The 1,344-nt window shown below is 65.6% G+C and carries 1 protein-coding gene; it reads right to left on the bottom strand.

Annotated elements, in window-relative coordinates; translation table 11 throughout:
- Positions 1-1,184, bottom strand: a 1,184-nt coding sequence (locus tag XI09_RS08610) for an IS256 family transposase (protein WP_271566460.1), incomplete at its 3' end; no start/stop codon positions are given.
- Between the last annotated feature and the right edge of the window lie 160 nt (positions 1,185-1,344).

Raw genomic sequence — 1,344 nt, 5'->3', positions numbered from 1 at the left:
GGAAAGCTGACGGCGGGATCATCGCCCAACGGGGCGATTGTTTCCAGTGTCATGTAGCGGCCGCGCTGGACCGCCCACTCGTCGTTCTGCTCGAGCAGGATCGCCCCGACGAGGCGGACGATGGCGTCTTCATTGGGGAAGATGCCGACCACTTCGGTTCGGCGCTTGATCTCGCCATTGACCCTTTCGAGCGGATTGGTCGAGTGCAGCTTGGCGCGGTGCGCGGCCGGGAAGGTCATATAGGCCAGCACGTCGGTCTCGGCCTCGTCGAGGAAGGTGGCGAGCTTCGGCAGCTTGGGGCGAAGTTGGTCGGCGATGCGCCGCCATTGCGCCCGCGCCGCCTCCGCATCGTCCTGGGCGAAGGCGGTGGCGATGAAGGCGGAGACGACGCGCCGTCCGCTCTTGCCGGCATGCGCCAGCGCGTTGCGCATGAAGTGGACGCGGCAGCGCTGCCAGGTGGCGTTGAGAACCTTGCCGACCGTGGCTTTGATCCCCTCATGAGCGTCGGAGACGACGAGCTTGACGCCACGCAGGCCGCGGCGGGCGAGCTTGCGCAGGAACGCGGTCCAGAACGTCTCGGCCTCGGACGGGCCGATATCCATGCCGAGCACCTCGCGCCGGCCGTCGCTGTTGACCCCGACCGCGATGATCACCGCGACCGAGACGATGCGCCCGTTCTGGCGCACCTTCACGTAGGTGGCATCTATCCAAAGATACGGCCAGTCGCCCTCGATCGGCCGGTTCAAGAAGGCCTTCACCTTGTCGTCGATCTCACCGCACAGCCGCGACACCTGGCTCTTGGAGATGCCGCTCATGCCCATGGCCTGCACCAGATCGTCAACCGAACGGGTCGAGACGCCCTGGACATAGGCTTCCTGCACCACGGCGGTGAGCGCCTTCTCGGCCATCCGCCGCGGCTCCAGGAAGCCCGGGAAGTAGGAGCCTTTGCGCAGCTTGGGGATACGCAGTTCAACCGTGCCGGCCCGGGTCTCCCAGCTCCGGTCGCGGTAGCCGTTGCGCTGGGCCAGGCGTTCCTGGCTCTTCTCGCCATAGGCGGCCCCGGTCAGGCCTTCGACTTCCAGCTCCATCAGCCGGTGGGCGGCAAAGCCGATCATCTCGCGCAAGAGATCAGCATCGGGGGTCTTCTCTACAAGCGTGCGCAGGTTCATCATGTCGTCGGTCATCGGTGGTTCCTCGAATCAGGTTGGCTGTCGCAATCCAAACCTTACCGACGAATCATCGGTGACCACCCGCAAAGCCGCTCGCTCGCTACGGCGCTATGTAGGGGCGCGCGTCGCGAGCGGCTTTGCTAATCAGCTACACCACTCCCTGGGACACGACCCG

The sequence above is a fragment of the Bradyrhizobium sp. CCBAU 11386 genome (genome assembly GCF_028128955.1).
Lineage (GTDB): Bacteria > Pseudomonadota > Alphaproteobacteria > Rhizobiales > Xanthobacteraceae > Bradyrhizobium.
The sequence above is the reverse complement of the archived record's forward strand: the minus strand, read 5'-3'. Positions and strand labels throughout refer to the sequence as shown.